Annotated in this window: 1 protein-coding gene; it reads left to right on the top strand. The window is 68.2% G+C overall.

Features of this window, described 5'->3' with window-relative positions:
- Positions 1-94: 94 nt before the first annotated feature.
- Positions 95-1297 (top strand): FAD-binding protein (locus I5M_RS27340; RefSeq protein WP_022724308.1); only part of this gene is annotated, 1203 nt, incomplete at its 3' end.

Raw genomic sequence — 1297 nt, 5'->3', positions numbered from 1 at the left:
CCTTTTGGGGGGTGAAAATCTCGCGGGGAATGTAATGTTGCACTGCGACGAGCGGCGCGGCCCCGTGCGTGCGCCGAAGTGACATGGAGGTGAGATGACGGGTTCGAATGGGGTCTCCGGCGCGGCGAGCGCGCAGACTCATCTGGAAGCCGATGTGCTGATCATCGGTGCCGGCGGCGCCGGCATGTATGCGGCGCTCGAGGCCGCCAAGGCGGGCGCCTCGGTGCTGCTGGCGGATCGCAGCCTGATCGGCCGTGGCGGCGCCACCGTGATGGCGCAGATGACGGTCGCGGCGGCGCTCGGCGAGCAGACGCCGGACCATTGGGAGCATCACTTCGCCGATACGCTCGCCGCCGGCCGCGATCTCTGCAACGAGAACCTCGCCGCGCTCTTGTGCGAAGACGGCCCGCGCCGACTGCGCGAGATGGATGCCTGGAAAGTGGGCTGGGCACGCGAGGACGGGCACATCAAGCAGGCGCAAGCGCCCGGACACGATCGTCCGCGCTGCGCCTATGTGGACTTTCTCTCCACCGGTCCGGCAGTGTCGAAGACGCTGCGCACGCAGCTGAACAATGCGAACGGCATCCGCCGCGTCGGCGATCTCGCCATCATCGACATCGCTCTGCACGACGGCGTCGCCTGCGGCGCCACCGCGCTGCATCTCTCGAGCGGCGAGATCGTCACCATCGCCGCCAGGGCGGTGGTGATCGCCACCGGCGGCCTGACTCGGCTGTATGCGCGCAACAGCGCGTCGTCCAACATGGGCGGCGACGGCTACGCGCTGGCGCTGCGGGCCGGCGCCGAGCTGATCGACATGGAATTCGTGCAGTTTTTCCCGATCGGCCATTTGTGGCCGCGACTGGTCGGCATGGATCCGATCATGTGGGATCCGTTCCGCTACAAGCTCGGCGGCAAGCTGCTCAATGCCGACATGCGCGAGTTCGAGCAGGACTACGCTCGCCAGGACGCGCGCAGTGACGGCCGCTACGTGCTGACGCGCGATCTCGCCACCTACGCGATCACCAAGGAAGTCGAAGCCGGCCGCGGCAGCCCGGCCGGTGGTGCCTATCTCAGCTTTCAGCACGTGCCGGAGGCCGAGATCCGCAAGGCGTTCGGCCCGGTGGTCGATCGTCTCGCCGCCAACGGCATCGACCTCGCGCGCACCCCGATCGAAGTCGCGCCGATCGCGCATTATCACATGGGCGGTGTCCGCGTGGATACCGAACTCGCAACCGCGGTGCCGGGCCTCTACGCCTGCGGCGAAGCGGTCGGGGGCGACAACGGCGCCAATCGCCTG

It is taken from the genome of Rhodopseudomonas sp. B29, assembly GCF_000333455.1.
Taxonomy (GTDB): Bacteria; Pseudomonadota; Alphaproteobacteria; order Rhizobiales; family Xanthobacteraceae; genus Rhodopseudomonas.
This window is presented reverse-complemented; position numbering and strand designations above follow the sequence as displayed.